This window comes from Mesorhizobium mediterraneum, from assembly GCF_002284565.1.
In the GTDB taxonomy this organism is placed as follows: domain Bacteria; phylum Pseudomonadota; class Alphaproteobacteria; order Rhizobiales; family Rhizobiaceae; genus Mesorhizobium; species Mesorhizobium mediterraneum.
Map to the genome: position 1 here is coordinate 99,552 of NZ_NPKI01000015.1, position 21,518 is coordinate 121,069.

Here is a 21,518-nt window from a genome sequence, read left to right on the forward strand (position 1 = left end):
GAATACCCCTTCGAAGACATCTTTGAGGCACATAGCGAAAAGCCGGGCCGAGGGCAATGGCGCTATTGCCGCATCGCCGGAGACAACAGCCTCAAAGGAAAGTTGAAGCCGCCAAGGATGTTCCGGAGGCGACCGTTGCAGCCGCCTTGCGCTTGCTTGCCGGCTAACGCTCGCCGCGCCAGCCGCCATTTTCAGCCGGCGAGCTGTGGAAACAACCCGAGCAGGCCGACGACGATCAGATAGAGCGCGACGATGTAGTTGAGGAGCCGCGGCATCACCAGGATCAGCACGCCGGCAATCAGCGAGATCAGTGGAGTGAGTGCGAGCGTGGAAATGGTCATGTCGGTTCCTTTCGATAGAATTGCCGCCGGAGCGATGCAGATTGACGTCGTCCACGCGCCACCCGCGCGCCTCCCAGAACGCCGAAGCGGCCGGAAAGCTCCAGCCGCGCTCTAAATTTGCCAGATGTCAGGCGGCTTCGCGATAGTATTTGGCTGTCGGCAGGATGGTCAGCGGCGCGAGTTCTCCGGCCGGCGGCTTGCCGAACATCAGGCGCTGTTCCATCGGCGTCGACCGGAAAAATGGGAACCGGGCGTAGGTCTCGTTCTTGATCGCCAGGACATCGGCTTGATAGAGCAGCGCAAAACAGTTGATTACGCCAGCATAAGGACGCGCGTCGCCGATCGGCCGTGCCCGATAGATACGTTTGTAAAAGGCGGCATGATCTTCGCGGATCATGGATATGCAATAAGGCGCGTGGAAGTGGAAGCACGCCATGCCGGCCAAGCGCAGCGTGACGTAAGGGATCTGCGGATAAACCCGCGACCACTCGGCGTCTACGGCAAAACGGCTTGGGTCGATAAAGAGCTCGCCAGCCGCCAGACGCGGCGTCAACAGGTCCTTGTAGACGCTTAGAGCCGGCGACGCTGGGTTGTCGGCGGACACATCGTGCAGGCGCATCGTACTGACCAGCCGCCCGTCTATGTAGATGCCGAACGTATGGCAGTTCGGCAGCTCGTCGAACTCGTCATGGACCTCGCGGGAAGCATTCTCGGGTACCAGCGCGTTCATCCGATAGGCGTTGTAGCGCAACCTGTAGATACTTTCGAAATCCTCGCCGGTTTCACAGCGGCGGTATTCCGTCCGGTCGAGGAGCGCATAAACGTGACGCGCGAAAGTAGACATATTCTCATGTTCAGCGCCCGCCGCCTGGCGAGGCGAAGTCAACTCAACAACCATGAACTCAAACCCCGCAAACTGCCCCCGCGAGCAACACTACGGCGGGGTCGTACGATGTAAAGATGAAAACTGGATAGGGGTCATTTACCAGTCATTAACCTTAATAATAGGTAAAATTATACTAAAGTACGAGATTTTTCGTCAGGAATTAGCGGCGTGTCGCCTTCCTGCCCGTCTTGATGTCCTTAGCAAAGGGCCAGACCGTGCTCGACATGGTCTCGATGCCGGATGCGCTGAGCGCTGAGCCGAACAGGAATCCCTGGACCAGGTCCGGCTTGACCTGCAACGAGAGTATCTTGAGCTGTTCGAAGGTTTCGACGCCCTCGACGGTCACCGAAAGCCCCAGCGGCCGTGACAGATTGACGATGCCCTTGAGCAATTCGAGCGAACGGCTGTTCTGGGTGACGTCTATAAGGAACGAACGGTCGATCTTGATCTTGTCGAGCGGCAGTTTGTGGAGATAGCTCAGGCTCGAATAGCCGGTGCCGAAATCGTCGAGCGCGATGCGCACGCCAAGCCGTTTCAATTCCTCGATGTACTGACGCGTCAGCGACTTGTCGTCGAGCAATGCCGTCTCGGTGACTTCGATCTCCAGGCGGCCGGCGGCGAGACCGGAACTGGCGATCGCATCGCGAACCTTCTGGATAACGTCGCGGTTGCGGAAGTCCTTGGCCGAGAGATTGACCGAGACACTGGTCTGCGCGGGCCATTTGGCGCATTCAGTGCACGCGGCATGCAGGACGAAGGTGCTGATCTCGGAAATGATGCCCATTTCTTCCGCCAGCGGAATGAAGATGCTGGGCGAAATCGGTCCGAGCTCGGGGTGGTCCCAACGGCACAGCGCCTCGCAACTGACGATGCGCATCGTGCTCATCGCCACGATCGGCTGGTAGACCACCCGCAACCCCTTGCTTTCCACTGCGGTGCGCAGATCCGCCTTCATCAGCTGGCGGTTGCGGAAAGCGGCGTCCATCGACGCTTCGAACAATCGCCAAGTGTTCTTGCCGAGTTCCTTGGCCTTGTAGAGCGCGAGATCCGCCTTGACGATCATGGCGTCGACATCGGTATCCTTGACCCGCGACAGCACGGCGCCACCGCTGGCCTGGATGCGCAGTCCATGGCCGGCTACGTCGACCTCGCCCTGCAAGTCGACGAAAATCCCGTCGAGTTGGCCGATCAGATGACTTTCGTCCTCGACACGGTCGAAGAAGATCATGAACTCGTCGCCGCCGAAACGGCTGATGGTGATGCCTGGGCCGGCGACCGCCGCCAGCCGCTCCGCGACGGCGTAGATCAATCCGTCGCCGACCGGGTGACCAAGGGTGTCGTTGACGTTTTTGAAGTCGTCGAGATCAAGCACGGCGAGCCCGCAAAGGCGCTCAAGGTCGCCGGACGCCATCGCCTCTCCGATCAGCTCGTGGAAATAAGCGCGATTGGGCAGGCCGGTGAGGCTGTCGTAACGCGCCATGAAGCGGATCTTGTCTTCCGCCTCAACGCGGGCCGTCACGTCCTCGAAGGTGATGACGCCCAGTTCCTGGCTACCCTCGCGCGCCGAGAACTCGTAATGCTGACCGTTCGCGAGCGAGACGAGAACCTTGCGGTCGCGCCCTTCGCGCAGGGCGCGCGTAAGCTGGGCTTCGATGTAGCGGCAGTCTTTCGGCGCCAGCATGCCGCCGGCAACGCCGCGCATCAGCAGACCGTGGATCGACCGCCCGAGCAGCGCGTCGGGGGACTTGAGCGACATCAGATGCGCGGCTTCGGCATTGGCCACCGCCACTCGGCCGTCGGGGCCGAGCATGACAAGGCCATGCGACATGGTGTTCAACGCCCGATTGAAGCGTTGGGCGATGCGATTCGCCTTCTTCTCCTCGGACAGAGCGGTAAACAGGACTTCGCGGACGATATCGGCAAACCGTTTGATAGCGAACAGGAAGGGAGCCGACATCAGACCAAGTATGACATGGTAGACATCGCCACGCAGGATGAAACCCAGTGATATCGGCCATGTGGTGGTCATGATGAAGATCATGACCATCCGCGGCGAGCCATAGTTGCGGCCGGCGATCGACGTGACCGATGCCAGCGTAACGCAGACAGCGGCTATTTCGGCATAGCTGTCGTGTGCCAGATAGATGCCGACGAAACAGAAAGCACCAAGCATGAAGCCGTGCATCGAACCATAAATGATATAGTCGTTTTCGCGGGCGCGCGCTTCCTCCCAAGTCGTCGGGGAAGGACGCCGCAAATACTTTTTGATATTGCGAAGGCGCAGCGTGCCTACGATGATCAGCCCAGCGGCGACCAGAAGATATGTCACGTCCATGGTCTTCCAGTAGACCAGAATGACGAGGAGCGTCTGCGCGACGAGACCAATCGACAGCGTGAAACCGTCGCGAAACAGAGTTTCCACGAACGGAATGTAGACGTCGACCGGGATCTCGTTCTTTCTTCTTAGATTCACGCTTGAATCCCAACCTTGGGGAGCCAAGCTGTGTCACATTCGCCTTAAGAAAGGTTTAGAGAGGCCGTTTCGGGCCCCGCCACCAACCCCGTTGACCCAACGTGAGGCAGGTTTCAGGTAAATAGGGCATATCGATCACTCGGCGGCCTGGAGTTCCCGCCGTACCGGCGTCTTTGCCAACCGATCGAGCAGCCTCTGGCGCTCGCCAGCGGCCTTTTCGGCACTGGCCTGCCTGACGTGACCATAGCCACGAATGAGCGCCGGCACCGAGGCAAGCGCTGCGGCGGCCTCGACCTTGCCCGGCGCGAGTGCTGCGGCGACAAGCTCCAGGTCAGCCTCGTACTGCACAAGAAGCTGCCGTTCCATACGCCTCTCGGTGCTGTAGCCGAACACATCGAAGACCGTGCCGCGCAATCCTTTCATCGCTGCCAGCAGGCGAAACCCCTTCATCATCCAGGGACCGAAGCTCGATTTCCTCGGCTTGCCATCCTTGCCGCGCCTGCCCATGATTGGCGGCGCGAGATGAAATTCCAGGCTGTCGTAGCTCTGGAACTGCTTGCCCAGCTCGGCGGCGAAGGAGCCGTCGGTATAGAGCCTCGCCACCTCGTATTCGTCCTTGATCGCCATCAGCTTGAACAGGTTCCTCGCGGCGGCCTCGGTCACATTGGTCGAACCGGGCACCGCCTTGGCTTCAGCCTTGCGCAGCGCGGCCAGTCTGTCGGCATAGCGCTTGCCATAGGCGGCGCTTTGATAGGCGGTGAGGAAGGCGACGCGGCGGGCTATGATGTCGTCCAGCGTTTCGGCGACAGCGGCCGTCTGTGCAGTCTTGCCCGGCTGGGCAACGAGGCCGCGCACGAAATCCGGCTGGTGGGCGGCACGGCGGCCCCAGCGGAAGGCTGAGACGTTCATCGCCACGGCCTGGCCGTTGAGCTCGATCGCCTTTTCGACTGCCTCGGCTGACAGCGGCAAGCCGCCATGCTGGAAGGCGAAGCCGAGCATGAACATGTTGGCGCCGAGCGAGCTGCCGAACAGCGCGGTGGCGGTGCGGGTGGCATCGAAGAAATGCGCCTTATCCTCGCCGGCGGCAGTGCGGATCGCCTTTTTCAGCCGCTCGACAGGCAGCGAGAAATCCGCCGAACGGGTAAACTCGCCGGGCATGATCTCGGCGGTGTTGGCGAGGAAGATCGTGTGGCCTTCGCGCACCGCGGCGAGCACCTTCTGGGCGCCCGACACGACGAGGTCGCAGCCTAGCACGAGGTCGGCCTTCCCGGCCGAAACACGGATGGCATGGATATCGTCCGGGTTCTGCGCGATGCGGACATGGGTGAACACCGAGCCGCCCTTCTGGGCAAGGCCGGCCATGTCGATCATGCCGCAGCCCTTGTCTTCGAGATGGGCCGCCATGCCGAGCACCGCGCCGATGGTGACGACGCCGGTGCCGCCGACGCCGTCGATGATCGCCGCCCAGCCTTGTTCGCCGAGCGGAAATTCGGCGGGCGCGGGCACGCCGTCGAGCGGATCGGTCGTGCCGGCCATACCCTCGGCCTTCCTGATCTTGGCGCCATGCACGGTGACGAAGGACGGGCAAAAGCCGTTGATGCAGGAGAAATCCTTGTTGCAGCTGGACTGGTCGATCCTGCGCTTGCGGCCGAATTCGGTCTCGACCGGCTGGATCGACACGCAATTCGACTGCACCCCGCAATCGCCGCAGCCTTCGCAGACCAGCTCGTTAATGAAGACGCGCTTGTCGGGATCGGGGAAGGTGCCGCGCTTGCGGCGGCGGCGCTTTTCGGCGGCGCAGGTCTGGTCGTAGATCAGCACGGATGTGCCCCTGACCGCGCGCAATTCGCGCTGGACGAGGTCGAGGTCGTCGCGATGATGGATGGTGGCGCCGACGGGGAATTCGACCTTGCCGGCATATTTGTCCGGCTCGTCGGTGACGATGGCGATGCGCTCGACACCCTCGGCGCGCACCTGCCTGGCGATCATGCCCACCGTCAGGCCGCCCTCGTGCGGCTGGCCGCCGGTCATGGCGACGGCGTCGTTGTAGAGGATCTTGTAGGTGATGTTGGCGTCGGTCGACAGGGCAAAGCGGATCGCCAGCGCGCCGGAGTGGTTGTAGGTGCCGTCGCCGAGATTCTGGAAGATGTGGTCGCGCTTCGAGAACGGCGCTTGGCCGACCCATTGCGCGCCCTCGCCACCCATGGCGGTGAAACCAACGGTGTTGCGGTCCATCCAAAGCGCCATGAAATGGCAGCCGATGCCGGCGGCGGCGAGCGAGCCGTCCGGCACCTTGGTCGAGGAATTGTGCGGGCAGCCGGAGCAGAAGAAGGGCGTGCGCGAGGCGATGTCTGACGTGTCGGCGAGCATCGCCTGGAACTGGCGAAGTTTCGCCACCCGTGCGGCAATCTCGTCCGACGGACCGATCGTTCGCAAGATCCTCTCGCCGAGCGCTATGGCGATGTCGTTGGGATCGAGGGCGCCCTTGGCCGGGAACAGCCCGTCGCCGCGCTCGTCCTTCTTGCCGACGATGACCGGCTGCGTGGCGGTGCCGTAAAGGTTCTCGCGCAGTTGCACCTCGATCAGCGAGCGTTTCTCCTCGACGACGACGACGGTGTCGAGGCCGCGAGCGAAGTCGGCGATGTGCTGCAGGTCAAGTGGCCACGGGCAGCCGACCTTGAACAGCCTGATGCCGATGCGGTTGGCGGCGACCTCGTCGACGCCGATGTCTTCCAGCGCCTGGCGAACGTCGAGATAGCTCTTGCCGATGGTGACGATGCCAAGCTTCGGGGCACGTCCACCGGAATAGACGATCCGGTTCAGCCCGTTGGCATGGATGAAGGCCGAAGCCGCGGCGCGCTTGTACTCATGCAGCCGTTCCTCTTGGCCGAGCATGTCGATCTCGTTGCGGATATTGAGACCGCCGGGCGGCATGTCGAAGTCCGGGACGACGATATCGAGCCGTTCGAGCGCGGCATCGACCGAAGCCGTCGATTCGATGTTGTCCTTGACGCATTTGATCGCCGCCCAGGTGCCGGCGAAACGCGACATGGCAAAGCCGTAGAGCCCGTAGTCGATGATCTCCTGAACCCCGGCCGGATTGAGAATCGGCACCATGGTGTCGACGAACAGGAATTCGGTGGCGTGCGCGTTGGTCGAGGATTCGGCCATGTGGTCGTCGCCCATCAGGGCAAGCACGCCGCCATATCTGGACGAGCCGGCGAGGTTGGCATGGCGGAACACGTCGCCGGAGCGGTCGACGCCCGGTCCCTTGCCGTACCAGACCGAAAAGACGCCGTCATGCGTGCCCTCGCCGAGCAATTCGGCCTGCTGCGATCCCCAGCAGGCGGTGGCTGCCAGTTCCTCGTTGAGACCGGGCTGAAAGACGATGTCCGACAGGGCGAGCTGCTTCCTGGCCTTCCAAAGCTGCATGTCGAGCCCGCCGAGCGGCGAGCCGCGATAGCCGGAGACGAAGCCGGCAGTGTTCAGGCCAGCCCGCCGGTCGCGCTCGCGCTGCATCAGAAGCATACGGATGACCGCCTGCGCGCCGGAAAGGAAGATGCGCTCCTTTCCCAAGTCGAACTTGTCGTCGAGCGCGACATCATGCAGCGTCATTAGGCATTTCCTCTGCGGAGGCCGCAAGCACAGCCAACGTCGGGATCGGATGCTACAGTGTTTCTTCCCTTGCCGGGCAGGTCAAACAAAATCGAAGATACCAAGGCGAAGCGCAACAAACGATCCGGTCCGCGCCCGATGGTGTAAGAAACCGCACATCGGTTGCTCGCCAGCGCATGAAAATTCCGGCCGCAGCCGATACCGGCGGCGACGCGTCAGCCGGCCTTCGAACAGTCGGGCTTAGGCGCGCCCGGTAGCTTGCCGTCAGGATGGCCGGCAAGCTCGGGATTGGGCGTATAAAGCTGGTCGATGACCAGCGGCCGGTCGGGCAGGACCGATTGGTCCTGCGTCGACATCAGCGTGGTGTCGATCTTCTGGAGAACCGCACCGTCGGCATCCTTGATGCTGATCGAGATCGCATAGGGCTTGTCCTTGACGATGCAGAAAAGCGCCGGGCTCTCCAGCGATACCTTGCCGAGCTTCGGCCAGACTTTCTGCTCGACGACCAACGGCTCGCCGCCGGCCGGATTCTGGAAGCTGGCGACCGCGACCTGCCCTTCCTGCATAGGCTGCAACGGTCTCAGCGTGACGACATAGGTCGCCCTTGCGAGGCGGTAGTTGAAGACGAACAGCTTGCCGGAGATCTCGAACAATCTGCCTTCGCCGTCCCTGCCGGTATCGCGGCAGGCGCTGAGCATCGTCGCTGCCACGAGCGCGGCGCCGACCAGACGCAAGATTTTCCTAGACATTGGCTGTCCCTCCGGCTGCCGTTCGGCGGCGACGATAATGGCGGCTCGCCTTCTGGCGGTTGCCGCACACCGCCATGTCGCACCAAAGACGGCTGGAATTGCGGCTTCGGTCGAGGAACAGCCAAGTGCAGTTGGGGCAGACCCTCAACCTAGCGACGGTGTCGCCCTGTAGCAGCGACAGTGCCGAAACCGCCAGTGCCGCCTCGAAGGCGATAGGCGTCGCCGGATCGCCGAACGGCCGTCCCGGCGCACGAATTTCGGTGCGGCTGTGCGCGAGACCCTCGGCGCAGGCCTCCAGGAAGCCAGGCAGATCGCCCGTGGCGACCGCGCCTTTCGACGCCGCACCACGAAACAGCCGGTCGGTCGTCTCGCGGATCGCCAGCACGACCGGCGCGATCTTACCCGGCAACGGCGCTTCGAGCCGCCTGCCGCCAAGCTCGGCGGCGCGAAAGACGCTTGCCGCGTCGGCGAAACGGGCGATCTCTGCCGGATCTTTGAGCCGGTCGAAGGTTTTCTGGGGATCGCCACGCAGCACGACGGTGTTCGCCGTATCGAGTGCAAGAAGGCCACCAGTGAAGCGGTGCGGAGTCCAGGAAACCGTCATGAGCGCCATTTCTAACCGATAAATCGCGTTTGACAAGTTAGATTACCCGATGCAAATCTGCTTCGCATGGACGCGGTTTTCCGCGATCCAAGGACGTTCGCATGCTCTATTTCTTCCAGCAGGTCCTGAACGGACTGCATTCCGGCGCGCTCTATGCGCTGCTCGCCTTCGGCTATGTGCTGACCAACGGCATTCTGCACCGGACGAACCTCGCCTACGGCGCGCTGTTCGCCTTTTGCGGACAGACGATGATCCTCACCGCAGCCTTCGGCTATCAGGCCCTGTGGCTGACCCTGTTCGCGGCCGTCGCGCTCGGCATTGTCGCTGCGTTCCTGTATGCGGCGCTGATCAGCCATGTCCTGTCGCGTAGCATCTTCGAGCCGCTGGTCGACCGCACGCCCAACGCGATTGTGGTGACGACGCTGGGCATATTGCTGCTCCTGTCAGAGGTAAGCCGCATCGCCGCCAACACCCACGACCTGTGGCTGCCGCCAATGCTGGCCCAGCCCATCATTTTTGCGCGGGGAGCCAATTTCAATGCCACGCTGACGCTCATCCAGTTGCTCGACTGCGCAGTCGTCGCGGCAACCATAGGGCTCGCCGCCTGGATGTTCGCCCGCTCTAGCTTCGGCCGGCGCTGGCGCGCCGTGTCCGACGACCCCAAAGCCGCGGCCATGTGCGGCGTCGATGTGCGCGCGGTGTTTCGGCACGCAGTGCTCGCCGGCGGCCTTTGCGCGGCGCTGGCCGGCGTCCTTGCCGGCCTTTACTATGGCAACATCAGCTTCGGCTCCGGCCTGGTCTACGGGCTGAAAATCCTTTTCGTGACGGCGGTGGGCGGCTATCTCTCGCCGTTGCGGGCAGCACTTGGCGCTGCCGCCTTCGGCATGGCCGAATCGCTATGGGCCGGCTATTTCCCGGTCGAGTGGCGCGACGCCTGGATGTATCTGTTCCTCGTCGCCATGCTGATGCTGGTCGGCGCCGGCCGCGACCAGAGCAAGATTGCCTGAACCGCCTCGGGATTTGGTAGACTTTGGTTGCATGACGCTCGGTCAGGCGGCTGTTTCGCCCTTGCTCACCTCACAAGATTGTTTACTCGGCTTGCGCCGTGTTGACCCGCCGGGCCACGCACGGCATACCGTTGGGCCACAGCGGCGCGACGAAAAACAAGCGGGAATCGGCCGCCGCTGACACTTTGAGTCACGCATCGTGCTTTCCGAAAATCGACACCGATTTTCGGGCCGATGCGTAAAGGGAGGAATGCATGGCAGGGCTTCTCGCTCTATCCAGAACCATTGACCGTGTGAACGAATTCATCGGCAGATGGGTGTCGTGGCTGATCCTGCTGGCAATTCTGGTCAGCGCCGCCAATGCCGTCATCCGCAAGACGTTCGACATGTCGTCGAACGCCTGGCTGGAACTGCAGTGGTATTTGTTCGGCGCCGCCTTCATGCTGGCCGCCGCCTATACGCTGAAGCAGAACGACCATATCCGCATCGACATCGTCTACGGCATGTTCTCGCGCCGCGTGCAGCATTGGATCGACCTTCTCGGTCACCTCTTTTTCCTGATGCCGTTCGTGACGCTGATGGTGATCTATTTCGTCCCCTATGTTTCGCTGTCGTTTCGCAGCGGCGAAATGTCTAACAATTCAGGCGGGCTGATCATCTGGCCGGCGAAGGCGATCCTGCTGGTAGGCTTTTTCCTGCTCGCGCTCCAGGGCATCTCCGAGATCATCAAGAAGATCGCCATCATGCGCGGCGACATGGACGATCCCACCCCGTTCATATCGGTGCATGAGCAGGCCGAACTTGAGGCGAAGGCGCTCGCCGAAGAGGTGCGCTCGTGATCGAGTTCATCGCGCAGAACATGGCGCCGATCATGTTCGCCTCGCTGATCATCTTCATGCTGATCGGCTATCCGGTCGCGTTTTCGCTCGCCGCCAACGGCCTGCTGTTCTTCTTTATCGGCGTCCTCCTGTCGCCCTATTCGGGCGGCTCGATCAATCTCGCCTGGCCGCTGCTGCACGCACTGCCGGACAATTTCTACGGCAGCCGGGTGATGTCGAACGACACGCTGCTGGCCATCCCGTTCTTCACCTTCATGGGCATCGTGCTCGAACGATCGGGCATGGCCGAGGACCTCCTCGATACGATCGGCCAATTGTTCGGACCGATCCGCGGCGGCCTCGCCTATGCCGTGATCTTCGTCGGCGCGCTGCTTGCCGCAACCACGGGTGTGGTGGCTGCTTCCGTCATCGCGATGGGCCTGATCTCGCTGCCGATCATGCTGCGCTACGGCTATGATCGCCGTGTAGCGTCCGGCGTCATTGCCGCATCGGGCACGCTCGCCCAGATCATTCCGCCCTCGCTGGTGCTGATCGTTCTGGCCGACCAGCTCGGCCGCTCGGTCGGCGACATGTATGCGGGCGCGCTGATCCCCGGCCTGGTGCTGACCGGCCTTTACACGATGTATATCGTGATCATGTCGATCGTCCGGCCGAAATCGATGCCGGCCCTGCCGCTGGAGGCCCGCACGCTCGGCCACGGTGTCCTATCGCTGCTGTTCGCGGTGCTGGCGACGGTCGTGGTTTCCTATGCGGCCTATCGCTACCTTGCGCCCTCGCAGGGCCAGAACGCCGACATTCTCGGCGCCACCATCGGCGTGGTCTTGATCTATGTCGTGGCGATCGCCGACCAGCGCCTGAACATCAACATGATGTCGCGGCTGGCGCAGCAGGTGATCATCGTGCTGATCCCGCCGCTGGCGCTGATCTTCCTGGTGTTGGGCACCATCTTTCTGGGCATCGCCACGCCGACCGAGGGCGGCGCCATGGGCGCTGTCGGCGCGCTGATCATGGCGGCAATGAAAGGGCGGCTGTCGCTGGATGTGATCAAGCAGGCGCTGGCGTCGACGACGCGGCTGTCGTCCTTCGTGCTGTTCATCCTGATCGGTGCGCGCGTGTTCTCGCTGACCTTCTACGGGGTCAACGGCCATATCTGGGTCGAGCATCTCCTGACCTCGCTGCCGGGCGGCGAAGTCGGCTTCCTGATCGGCGTCAACATACTCGTCTTCCTGCTCGCCTTCTTTCTCGATTTCTTTGAGCTCGCCTTCATCATCGTGCCGCTTTTGGCGCCGGCCGCCGACAAGCTCGGCATCGACCTGATCTGGTTTGGCGTGCTGCTCGGCGTCAACATGCAGACCAGCTTCATGCATCCACCCTTCGGCTTCGCGCTGTTCTACCTGCGTTCGGTCGCCGCCCGCGTGCCCTATCTCGACCGCCTCACCGGCAAGCAGATCGCGCCGGTGACAACCGGCCAGATCTATTGGGGGGCGGTTCCCTTCGTTTGCATCCAGGTCATCATGATCGGGTTGACCATCGCCTTCCCGCAGATGGTGATGCACTACAAGGGCACGCCAGTCGATCCGGGCACGATCGATTACCAGGTGCCGGAAACGCCAAGCCTGTCGCCGCTCGGCGCACCGCCGGCGGATGGCGGCACGGCGCCGACTGCACCGGATCTGTCGCAGCCGCCGAGTTTCGGTGAACCGCCGCCTGCCAAGCCAGCAGCGCCGGCATCCGATCTGTCCCAACCGCCGAGTTTCAATTGATGCTGGAGGCCCGACAGACATGAGAGCGGTGCGGCTGGAGGGCGTGGGCAGCATTGCCCTGCGCGAGGTCGGCAAACCATCCGCCGGGCCGGATGACCTCCTGGTGCGGATCGAGGCGTGCGGCGTCTGCGGCACCGACCGGCATCTTTTCCATGGCGAATTTCCCTGTACGCCGCCGGTGACGCTCGGACATGAATTCTCCGGGATCGTCGAGGCGATTGGAACCGCTGTGTCCGGCTTTTCGGTCGGCGATCGCGTCACCGGCGATCCCAACATCGCCTGCGGGCGCTGTCCGCACTGCCATGCCGGTCGCATCAATCTCTGCTATAATCTGATTGCCATCGGCATCCGCCGCGACGGCGGTTTCGCCGAATATGTCGTGCTGCCTCAGAAGCAGGCTTTTCTCCTTCCGAAGGACCTGAAGCCGACGCATGGCGCGTTCTGCGAGCCGCTTGGCTGCTGCCTGCATGGCATGGACCTGGCCCGGATAAAGCCCGGCTCCTCGGTCGCCGTGCTTGGCGGCGGCGTGATCGGCCTGCTCACCGTGCAACTGGCGAGGCTTGCCGGCGCGACCACAATCATCCTGTCGACGCGTCAGGCCTCGCGGCGTGCCCTCGCCGAAGAATTGGGCGCAACAGCGACGGTCGACCCCAGCGCTTGCGATATCATCGATACGGTCGGCGGCCCGTCGGGTCTGCTGCCGGGCGGTGTCGATGTGGTGTTCGAATGTGCTGGCGTAAGAGAGACGGTCGAGCAATCGATGCGGCTTGCCAAGGCCGGCGGCACGGTTGTCATCGTCGGCGTGATGCCTCAAGGCATGAAGGCGGAATTCGAACCCTTCGACCTGTTGTTCCGGGAATTGAAGGTTCTGGGCTCGTTCCTCAATCCGTTTACGCATCGCCGGGCCGCCGATCTCATCGCCTCGGGTGCGATCGAGATCGACAAGCTCATCTCACGGCAGGTAACGCTTGAGGAGGCGGCCGCGGTGATCGCCAACCCGCCTGCGCCAGGTGAAGTCAAGGTTCTGGTGGTGCCGCGCTGATCGGCAAATCGAAATGTCACGGCGCCACGCGTCCGAAGAACGCGTGGCGCCGTGACGGTTGTCAGAGCTTGCCGGTGCGCTGCTGGACCATCATGAAGGTGTCGTAATTGTATTCGGCCACCTGCGCCCAGAGATAGTGCTCCTTGCGGAAGGCCTTGATCGAGTCCCAGATCTTCTTGAACGGCGCGTTCGAGGCTTCCATCTCGGCATAGACCTCGTTCGCCTTTTCGAAACAGGCTGCCAAGATTTCCGGGCTGAACGGGCGCAATTTGGCGCCCCCGGACACCAGCCGCCTCACGGCCGCCGGATTCAGATAGTCGTATTTCTGCAGCATGTTGGCGTCGGCGGCCTGCGCGGCGGTGTGCACCAGCGCCTTGTAGGCCGGCGAAAGCTCTTCGTATTTCGCCTTGTTGAACATCAAATGGACGGTCGGCCCGCCTTCCCACCAGCCGGGATAATAATAGTTGGGCGCGACCTTGTAGAAGCCGAGCTTCTCATCGTCATAAGGGCCGACCCATTCGGCAGCGTCGATGGTGCCTTTTTCCAACGCCGGATAGATGTCGCCGCCGGCGATCTGCTGCGGCACGACGCCTAGCCTTTGCACCACTTTGCCGGCAAAGCCACCGATGCGCATCTTGAGGCCCGAAAGGTCGGCGACCGTGGTGATCTCCTTGCGGAACCAGCCGCCCATCTGCACGCCGGTATTGCCGCCCGGCAAGCCAAAAAGGCCCTGCGTAGCCAGAAACTCGTTGAACAGGTCGATGCCGCCGCCGTGGTAATGCCAGGCATTGATGCCGCGGGCGTTGAGCGAGAACGGAACCGCGGCACCCAGTGCCCATGTCGGGTCCTTGCCCCAATAGTAATATGCCACCGTATGGCAGGCTTCGACAGTGCCGGCGGTGGTGGCGTCCGCAACCTGCAGGCCGGGCACCAGTTCGCCGGCGGCAAAGACCTGGACCTGGAAATTGCCGTCGGTTGCCTCTGAAAGCATCTTGGAAAAGACCTCGGCACCGCCATAGATCGTGTCCAGGGATTTCGGGAAGGACGACGCCAGGCGCCAGGTCACTTTCGGATTGGATTGAGCGATGGCCGGCGCGGCAAGCGCTGCTGTAGCCGCTGCGGCGCCCACACCGGTCGCGCCGGCCTTGCGGATGAATGATCGACGATCCATGAAGTCCTCCCTATTGGATCAACAGACCGACGTACGGAAAATGCTCTGTTCCCCGGATCGGCTTCGCGGCAAACAATACACGGGCAAGAAGTCGAGTCCAGCTTGGCAGCCGGTTTTGCCGGCGGCGTTTCCACGAAATTCGCGAGGTGAACGCGCCTCCTGCAACTATAGTCTAACGACCGCTCCGTGGCCCATGCGACATGCCGAAACTTGTCATGGCAAAGCGCGTTCGGATCGCCTATTTTAAAGGCAGAATATGTCCCTGCACTGAATGGACCCGGATAAAATGCAGCAGCCGCTCGTCGCCATATCGACCGACGTCCGCCAGTTCGACAACTACACCTGGCATGCCGCTCCGCAGCAATATCTGGAGGCGGCGCTTTCGGCCGCCGGCGTGTTCCCGTTGCTGGTGCCGTCCTTCGGCGACCGGCTCGATTTCGATGAACTCCTGTCATCGGTCGACGGCGTCATGGTCACCGGCTCGAAGTCCAATGTGCATCCGTCGCTCTATGGCGGCGATGCCAGCGAGGCCAATGGTCCCTACGATCCTGCCCGCGACGCCACGACGCTGCCGTTGATCCGCAAGGCAGTTGAGCGCGGCGTGCCGCTGCTCGCCATCTGCCGTGGCATCCAGGAGATGAATGTGGCGTTGGGCGGCACGCTGGCGACCGAAATCCAGGAGCGCGAGGGTTCGCTGGACCATCGCGCGCCGGCGAGCGACAATCAGGACGAACGTTTCGCCATCCGCCAAGCCATTTCGATCAAGCCCGGAAGCTGCCTCGCCGGTGTGTTCGGGGCGGGCGACATAATGGTCAACTCGGTGCATCGCCAGGCCGTCGACCGGCTCGGCCCGAAGCTGCAGATAGAGGCGGTCGCCAGCGACGGCACGGTCGAGGCGGTTTCGGTGCGGGACGCTCGCGCCTTCGCCGTCGGCGTCCAGTGGCATCCCGAATACTGGGTCAAGTCGGACAGCGTCTCGGCAAGGATATTCCGTGCCTTCGGCGACGCCGTGCGCCTGCACGCCGCGGCGAAATCCGGCGCGCGCGCCGCCGCGGAATAGACGATCGCGGGGTCCGGCCCTTGGCGCAGAACCCGCGATCAACCCATATCAGAATTTGTAGCTGACGCCGAAGCGAACAGATTGAGTGGTCACTTCGGTCGGGTAAAGGAATTCACTGTCGGTCGCCGGATTGTCAGTGAACGTGCCGAAATCGCTGTAGCGGTACTCGACGCGCGTCGTCCAGTTTTGCGCGAAGGCATATTCGACACCGGCGCCCAGCGTCCACCCTGCCTTCGTATGGGAAGAACTGTCAGTCGTTGTGCCATCGTCATATTTGGTGTCGAAGTGAGCAACCGCGAGACCGCCCGTGGCGTACAGGAGGGCCGGTCCCATCGCGTAGCCGAGACGCGCCCGCAGCGAACCCTGAACGTCGATATCGGTTTTGATCTTGCCGGCAAAGGTCGAATCAACGGAGCCACTCGCTCCCGAGGCTTCGATATCGGCTTCAACACCGAGAACGATCGAATTGAAGGCCTGATTATAGCCGATGTGAATACCGCCTATCACTCCGTCAGTTTTCCAGGAGTCAGCCCAGTCGGAAAAACTGGGGTCCAAGATATCCACGTCGTGACTATCGACGTCGCCCCAGCCGTACCCCAGTTGTGCACCCACATAGAAGCCGCTCCATTCGTAGCCCACCGGAGCCGCGGCAATCGAGTCAGCAGCAAAAGCGCTGCCCGAAACGGCCAAGAGAATAGTCGATGCGAGTAGGATCGATTTCACGTAAGTGCCCCCTAATTGAATGGGGCATAACGATCGCGCTTCGGTTGCAATGCAAGCGCTTACGTGTCCTGAAGCTTCTTTCTAACCTGGCGTTGCAGAAAGGCCACGCTTTTCTGCCGAATGCCGCTCTCCGGCTAGGCCTTTGATGCTCACCTACACGGTTTCCGCCATCGGGATCAGCAGCCGGCGGTCGACTAGCTTGGCCCGAAGCTGCAGATCGAGGCGGCCGCCACCGACGGCACGATCGTCACAGTCGGAGAGCGTCTCGGCAAAGATACTCCGCGCCTTCGGCGATGTGGTACACTAACAAGCTATGGCAAAATCGGGCGCGCTGCCGCGGAATAGTTCAGTTGCTGGCCGCCAGCGACATCAGCGGCAGGGCCGGTGCGTAGGATTCATAACCGTCGCCGTCGGCGATGGCGAAAGTGACGATCGGGTCGATGCCGTTCGCGCTGAAGGCGATCGTGTCGTCATCCTGCTCACGCCAGAATTTCGCGCGCTCGATGCCGGGTAAAATCCGGCGGCAGTTCGCAGCGACCGTCAGCAGCGACAGGCCATCGGAAATTTCGGCACCGCGCTTGACCGCGCAGGACGCTTCGTCGCCATTGGCCACCAGCTTGTAGCTGCCGGACGGCGGCGTTGGCTCACTGGCTGCTTCGCCACCACCGCCGCGAAGCAGCTGAACGCTACCGAACAGCGCGGCGGCCGCCATCAATGCGGCAAGTGCTTTCATCCTGTATTCTCTGCTTATTTGGCGAGAGATACAGAATGATTTCAAAGCGTTAAGCCGACGTTAATAAATATGAAAGGTCACCGCTCAGCTCTGCGCCTTTACCTTTTCCGTCTCCGGCACCGGCGTCAGCGCCTTTCCCCGGGAAAACCAGGAAACCAGATTGTCGACGCACAGATCGGCCATGGCGCGGCGGGTATGTTCCGAGGCCGAGCCGACATGCGGCAAAAGCGAGGTGTTGGGGGCGGCGAGCAGCGCCTGCGGCACGTTCGGCTCGTCGGCGAAGACGTCGAGCCCAGCAGCGGCGATGGTGCCGTCGGCAAGGGCTGCGGCAAGGGCTGCCTCGTCCACCGTGCTGCCACGGCCGATGTTCACGAAGACGCCGTCAGCGCCCAACGCCGACAGGATCTCGGCGTTGACCGCTTTTTCGGTCGAGGCGCCGCCGGGCGCTACCGAGATCAGCGTGTCGACCGCCTCGGCAAGGCCTTTCAGGGTCTGGTGATAGTCGTAGGGCAGGCCTTCGACTTGGCGCCGGTTGTGGTAGGCGATCGGCAGGCCAAAGGCCTCCAGCCGCCGGGCAATGGCGAGACCGATGCGGCCCATGCCGAAGATGCCAACGCTGCGGCCGCGCAAGGTCAGCCGGCTTAGCGGATAGTTGCCTTTGCGCTTCCAACTGCCGTCGCGCAGCCAGGTCTCGGCGCGTGGCAGATCGCGGACGGTGTTGATCAGCAGCCCGAGCGCCGTGTCGGCGACCTCCTCGGTCAGCACGTCAGGCGTGTTGGTCACCATGATGCCGCGCTGCGCGGCGTGACGGACATCGACCGAATCATAGCCGACACCGAAATTGGCGATGATCTCGAGGTTCGGCAACGCATCCATCAGTGCGGCATTTATGCCGCCAAAGGCGGCAATGCCGCGCACCGAGCGGCGCAGCTCATCGGTGACCAGTGACGCATCGGGCCGTTCGATCCCCACGCGGCTAAACGTCCGGTCGATGCGACCGACCGCGTGGTCGTTGAATTGGCCCGGCACCAGAATGGCGACTGTTTGCTGTTCGGCTTCTGTCATGCACGTTCCACCGGTTTGCCGGTCGACTGGCGCACATGCAGTTCGGGCTTGATCAGTTCCTGCGACGGCCGCACCATCTGCCCATTGAGCTTGTCGAGCAGCGCGCTGGCGGCGCGGCGACCGACCTCGCGCTGGCCGTTCCAGACGGTGGTCAGCGCCGGCGTCGCGATCGCGGCCTCCTCGAGATCGTCATAGCCGGTGACGGATATGTCAATGCCCGGCACCAGCCCGGCGCGCGCGATGCCGTTCATCAGGCCGATGGCGACGAGGTCGTTCCAGCAGCAGGCCGCGGTAGGCTTGTCCTTCAGCGCCAGGAACTGCCCAGCGGCTTCGAAGCCGGCCTGCTTGGTGCGCGGACCGGCGATGCGCCAGGACGGCCTGACCTCCAGCCCGGCCGCCTCCATGGCATTGACATAGCCTTGGTAGCGGTCGCGGCCGGTCGAGGTCTGGTCGGTGCCCCCGACCATGGCGATGCGCTTGTGCCCGAGCGAGATCAGATGGTTGGTGGCAAGCGCGGTGCCGTAGGCATCGTCGCCGCGAAACACCGGCACGTCGGCGCCTTCGACGGTGCGCGCGATCAGCACCGCCGGCAAGCCGTTTTCCTCGGCCATCAGGATGTCTTCGGGCGGCGTGCCGATGGCCGGCGACATGATGACGCCGTCGGCGCCGAGTTGCAAAAGCGTGTCGATGAAGGTGCGCTGCTTTTCGAGCTGGTCGTAATGGTTCGACAGGATGAAGGTCTGCCGGCTGCGATCGAGCTCGCTTTCGATCGAGCGCAGTATCTCGGCGAAGAAGGGATTCATGATGTCGTGAACGACAACGCCGACGATGCCCGAGCGCGAGGTGCGCAGGCTGGCGGCGCGGCGATTGTAGATATAGCCGATGGCGCGGGCATGTTCTTTGATGCGGTCACGGGTGGTTCCGGCGACCAGCGGGCTGTCGCGCAGGGCTAGCGAAACCGTGGCCGTGGACACGCTGAGCGCGTCCGCGATCGTTGAAAGCTTGATCTTCTGTGCCAGCGCTCTTCGCTCCCCGAGCTTCTTTAAACTGTTTAAAGGCGGGCTCTTATGCCATCGATCGGGAGCAAATCAAAGTTTTTTTGCCAGCGCTTCCATCTCGACGTCGAGGGCGGCGCGATTGCGCACGCGGAGCCTGTGCTCGCGATGGACGATGTAAAGGCCGCTGGCGACGATGACGGCCGCGCCGACGAGCGTCCACCGATCGGGGAACTGGTTGAAGACAATCCAGCCGGCAATGATCATCCAGATCATCTGCGAATAGGGATAGGGGGCCAGTGCCGTGGTGGTGGCGAGACGATAGGCCTGAACCAGGAGCCAGTGGCCGATTGCGCCGAAGACGCCAAGCATCAGCAAGATGAACCAGTGCCAGCCATCCTGCGGCAGGGAGAGCGAAAACGGCAGCATCGGCAGGAGCAGCACGGCGGGCGCCAGCGCCGAAAAGAGGATGAGGCTCTCCGAGGTTTCCGTGGCCGACATGCGCCGCGTCATGATGACGTAGAAACAGTTCGACAGCATCGAGCCTAGCGCGAAGAGGTGGCCAAGGCCAAAGACGCCAACGCCCGGCCGGGTGATGATGAGGACGCCGATGAAGCCGCTCAGGATCGCCAGCCAGCGCCGCCAGCCGGCCCATTCGCCGAGCAGCGGACCGGCGAGTGCTGTGATCACCATCGGTGCGAAGAAGTAAATCGAGGTGGTTTCGGCCAGTTGCAGGGTCCGCAGCGCCATGACGTTGCAAATGGTCGATCCGAACAGGAAGGCGCCGCGCAGGATATGCGCTGGCAAATTGTTGGCGCGAAAGCGCGCCGGCTCGCGCCATCCGCGGAGAAAGATACCGACAAGCACGACGTGGACGGCGAAGCGAGCCCAGGCGACGATCAACGCCGAGACCCCGGCCAGGACAAGATATTTGCTGCTGGTGTCCAGAAAGGTAAAAAACACATAGACCGAAAGCATGCAAAGGATCGCCGCCGGAGGCGTCGCGCTTTCGTCTTGTGTTGGGGGAGCAGTCAATTTCGGGCCGGATAGTGAGGTAGAGCCCACCTTTGCGGGAATTGCCACCTGCCGGCAAGCCAAAAAGACCGACTACGATTTTCGGGCCGATGCGCTAGGGATGCATACGGGCGCCCTTGGTGATCTTGTCGACAAGCTTCTTTTCGGCGCGCAGCGCGATGCCGACGACCTTGGCGTCGTCGGGCGCGAATTCGGCAAAGACGGCGCGGTTGGCGGCATCGTGTCCAGTCGAAAACATTTCGTCGACGTAGAGCGAAGTTGTCACGCCGCGGTCCAGCGCCCGCCGGTGGATCGCACTAAGCGTCGGGCGGTCGGCCGAAAGCACGATGACCGGCTGGATCGAGAGCGGGTTATAAATATTGCCGGCGCGGTCGCGATAGGGTTCGCCGATGATTTCTGTATACTGCGCGACGATGCCGCTGGTCAGGAAGGCCGTGACATTGAGCTTTTGCCAGACGGGAAGATCGTCCTGCAGCACGATTGCAAACTTGGTGTCGAACATGAGACATTCGCCATTGGTTCGTGGATGAAGCGATGCCACACGATTTAGCGGGCGAGGCCTTTCAGGGTCTTGGACGTTTGTGCGTTGACGTGGCTGAAAACTGCGTCATCTCGGCCCCCGATTCGGTCGGCATGGAGCGTATCGAGGCACGGTTCCACGGCAGCGCCTTCGATCTCCATCGTCACGATACCTACGCGATCGGCGTGACGCTGCATGGCGTGCAGACCTTCCGCTATCGCGGCGCGACGCATCACAGCCTGCCCGGCCAGATTATCGTGCTGCATCCCGACGAATTGCACGACGGCGGTGCCGGCACCGAAGACGGCCTGCGTTACAGGATGCTTTATCTGGAGCCGTCCGTCGTGCTGGACTGCCTCGATACGGTCGGCGCACCGCTGCCTTTCGTCAGGGATGCCGTGGTGACGGATCCAGCTTTCCGCATGAGGCTGCTTTCGGCGCTGGGGCCTTTGGACCAGAAGCTGGACGATCTTTTTGTCGCCGACTTCATTGCGCAGCTGATGCAAAGCCTAACACGGCATGCAGGCCTGCCGGCGAAGCCGATCCCGAGGACAGCGTGGCGGGCAGCCAGCCTGGCACGCGACTATCTGGAAGAAAATGTTTTCCGTATCGTCCGTTCCGAGGAGCTGGAGGCGATCACCGGGCTGGATCGCTACGCCCTATCGCGGCATTTCCGTGCGGCCTTCTCCACCAGCCCGCATCGCTTTCTCTTGATGCGCCGACTTCAACGAGCACGCCGCATGATCGAGGCGAGCGAGCCATTGGCGCAGATCGCAATAGCGGCCGGTTTCAGCGACCAAAGTCATTTCAACAGGCACTTCAAGAAGGCGTTCGGTGTCACGCCGGGCCGCTGGTCGGCATTGGTCCATGGGTCGTCGGCAGCAGCTGCCTGATGCC

General features: G+C 62.5%; 19 protein-coding genes. 6 read left to right on the forward strand and 13 right to left on the reverse strand.

Features of this window, described 5'->3' with window-relative positions:
- Positions 1-191: 191 nt before the first annotated feature.
- From CIT25_RS09855 to CIT25_RS09880, 6 genes are all read right to left on the reverse strand, one after another.
- Positions 192-341: a DUF3096 domain-containing protein gene (locus CIT25_RS09855; protein ID WP_065006071.1), complete on the reverse strand. Its 150-nt coding sequence runs from the start codon at positions 339-341 to the stop codon at positions 192-194.
- A gap of 127 nt (positions 342-468) precedes the next feature.
- Positions 469-1,239 (reverse strand): N-acyl amino acid synthase FeeM domain-containing protein, encoded by a 771-nt coding sequence (locus tag CIT25_RS09860; protein ID WP_095484368.1) that lies wholly within the window; start codon positions 1,237-1,239, stop codon positions 469-471.
- A 148-nt stretch (positions 1,240-1,387) separates the two neighbouring features.
- Positions 1,388-3,700 (reverse strand): putative bifunctional diguanylate cyclase/phosphodiesterase, encoded by a 2,313-nt coding sequence (locus CIT25_RS09865; protein ID WP_095484369.1) that lies wholly within the window; start codon positions 3,698-3,700, stop codon positions 1,388-1,390.
- A gap of 135 nt (positions 3,701-3,835) precedes the next feature.
- Positions 3,836-7,315: an indolepyruvate ferredoxin oxidoreductase family protein gene (locus tag CIT25_RS09870; protein ID WP_095484370.1), complete on the reverse strand. Its 3,480-nt coding sequence runs from the start codon at positions 7,313-7,315 to the stop codon at positions 3,836-3,838.
- A gap of 215 nt (positions 7,316-7,530) precedes the next feature.
- Positions 7,531-8,064 carry a hypothetical protein gene (locus CIT25_RS09875; RefSeq protein WP_095484371.1) on the reverse strand — a complete coding sequence of 178 codons (534 nt, stop codon included), beginning with the start codon at positions 8,062-8,064 and terminating at the stop codon, positions 7,531-7,533.
- Entirely contained in the window at positions 8,057-8,668 is a 612-nt protein-coding gene (locus tag CIT25_RS09880) for a CGNR zinc finger domain-containing protein (RefSeq protein ID WP_095485049.1), read from the reverse strand. The genes CIT25_RS09875 and CIT25_RS09880 overlap by 8 nt, the downstream gene beginning before the upstream one ends.
- A 101-nt stretch (positions 8,669-8,769) precedes the next feature.
- Between CIT25_RS09880 and CIT25_RS09885 the strand changes: the two genes are divergently transcribed.
- The 4 genes from CIT25_RS09885 to CIT25_RS09900 all read left to right on the forward strand — a co-directional run bounded on the left by CIT25_RS09885 (position 8,770) and on the right by CIT25_RS09900 (position 13,319).
- Complete coding sequence (locus CIT25_RS09885; RefSeq protein ID WP_095484372.1) at positions 8,770-9,675, forward strand: branched-chain amino acid ABC transporter permease; 906 nt, start codon at positions 8,770-8,772, stop codon at positions 9,673-9,675.
- Positions 9,676-9,929: 254 nt separating this feature from the next.
- Positions 9,930-10,514: a TRAP transporter small permease subunit gene (locus CIT25_RS09890; protein WP_065006078.1), complete on the forward strand. Its 585-nt coding sequence runs from the start codon at positions 9,930-9,932 to the stop codon at positions 10,512-10,514.
- Positions 10,514-12,277: a TRAP transporter large permease gene (locus tag CIT25_RS09895; protein WP_095485050.1), complete on the forward strand. Its 1,764-nt coding sequence runs from the start codon at positions 10,514-10,516 to the stop codon at positions 12,275-12,277. The genes CIT25_RS09890 and CIT25_RS09895 overlap by 1 nt, the downstream gene beginning before the upstream one ends.
- A gap of 19 nt (positions 12,278-12,296) precedes the next feature.
- Positions 12,297-13,319 (forward strand): zinc-dependent alcohol dehydrogenase family protein, encoded by a 1,023-nt coding sequence (locus tag CIT25_RS09900; protein ID WP_095484373.1) that lies wholly within the window; start codon positions 12,297-12,299, stop codon positions 13,317-13,319.
- A gap of 61 nt (positions 13,320-13,380) precedes the next feature.
- On the opposite strand, the gene CIT25_RS09905 is transcribed toward CIT25_RS09900, so the two are convergent.
- Complete coding sequence (locus tag CIT25_RS09905; RefSeq protein WP_095484374.1) at positions 13,381-14,490, reverse strand: TRAP transporter substrate-binding protein; 1,110 nt, start codon at positions 14,488-14,490, stop codon at positions 13,381-13,383.
- A 286-nt stretch (positions 14,491-14,776) separates the two neighbouring features.
- Between CIT25_RS09905 and CIT25_RS09910 the strand changes: the two genes are divergently transcribed.
- Positions 14,777-15,550 carry a gamma-glutamyl-gamma-aminobutyrate hydrolase family protein gene (locus CIT25_RS09910; protein WP_095484375.1) on the forward strand — a complete coding sequence of 258 codons (774 nt, stop codon included), beginning with the start codon at positions 14,777-14,779 and terminating at the stop codon, positions 15,548-15,550.
- Between the two features lie 48 nt (positions 15,551-15,598).
- Here CIT25_RS09910 and CIT25_RS09915 read toward each other — a convergent pair whose 3' ends face one another.
- The 6 genes from CIT25_RS09915 to CIT25_RS09940 form a co-directional block, all read right to left on the reverse strand.
- A complete protein-coding gene (locus CIT25_RS09915) occupies positions 15,599-16,273 on the reverse strand; it encodes an outer membrane protein (RefSeq protein ID WP_158302535.1) in 675 nt (224 codons plus the stop codon).
- A 346-nt stretch (positions 16,274-16,619) separates the two neighbouring features.
- A complete protein-coding gene (locus CIT25_RS09920; protein ID WP_095484377.1) occupies positions 16,620-17,006 on the reverse strand; it encodes a hypothetical protein in 387 nt (128 codons plus the stop codon).
- An 84-nt stretch (positions 17,007-17,090) separates the two neighbouring features.
- On the reverse strand, positions 17,091-18,071 hold the full coding sequence (locus CIT25_RS09925; protein WP_095484378.1) for a 2-hydroxyacid dehydrogenase: 981 nt from the start codon (positions 18,069-18,071) through the stop codon (positions 17,091-17,093).
- Positions 18,068-19,090 carry a LacI family DNA-binding transcriptional regulator gene (locus CIT25_RS09930; protein ID WP_095484379.1) on the reverse strand — a complete coding sequence of 341 codons (1,023 nt, stop codon included), beginning with the start codon at positions 19,088-19,090 and terminating at the stop codon, positions 18,068-18,070. Before CIT25_RS09930 ends, CIT25_RS09925 begins: the two co-directional genes overlap by 4 nt.
- Positions 19,091-19,159: 69 nt before the next feature.
- Positions 19,160-20,044, reverse strand: coding sequence for a DMT family transporter (locus tag CIT25_RS09935; RefSeq protein WP_164547055.1), 885 nt, complete (start codon positions 20,042-20,044; stop codon positions 19,160-19,162).
- Between the two features lie 151 nt (positions 20,045-20,195).
- A complete protein-coding gene (locus CIT25_RS09940; RefSeq protein ID WP_095484381.1) occupies positions 20,196-20,603 on the reverse strand; it encodes a DUF2000 family protein in 408 nt (135 codons plus the stop codon).
- A gap of 32 nt (positions 20,604-20,635) precedes the next feature.
- Between CIT25_RS09940 and CIT25_RS09945 the strand changes: the two genes are divergently transcribed.
- The gene (locus CIT25_RS09945) at positions 20,636-21,514 is read left to right on the forward strand and encodes an AraC family transcriptional regulator (protein WP_095484382.1); all 879 of its coding nucleotides are present in this window, start codon (positions 20,636-20,638) and stop codon (positions 21,512-21,514) included.
- Positions 21,515-21,518 lie beyond the last annotated feature (4 nt).